Below are 321 nucleotides of genomic sequence, written 5' to 3'. Positions count from 1 at the left end.
CGGGGACGATCCGAGAACAGAGCGGGCGGCCGGCCTTCACGTGTTCGCCGTTCGGGTGGTCGTTGCCGGTGACCCAGCGGCGGGCGGTGGGCTCGTCGCGGCCTCCGTCGCGGTGGCGTCGCAGGAGGCGTTCCTCGCGGAGGGCGTCGTCGGTCTCGACGTACCAGACCTCGCGGAGCAGTCGGCGTGCGTCCGGCCAGGGTGCGTCGGTGGAGGCGAGGTAGTTGCCCTCGGTGACGACGAGGCGGGCCTGCGGGCGGACGACGTGGCGGGCGGCGACCGGTTCGTCGAGCGTCCGGTCGAAGTCGGGGACGTAGATGT

General features: G+C 73.2%; 1 pseudogene. It reads right to left on the bottom strand.

From position 1 onward, the window contains the following. Positions 1–321: pseudogene (locus PUR71_RS14615) on the bottom strand (nucleoside/nucleotide kinase family protein); the annotation flags it as partial.

Origin of the sequence: Streptomyces sp. SP17BM10, from assembly GCF_036322405.1 — a bacterium.
Lineage (GTDB): Bacteria > Actinomycetota > Actinomycetes > Streptomycetales > Streptomycetaceae > Kitasatospora.
This window is presented reverse-complemented; position numbering and strand designations above follow the sequence as displayed.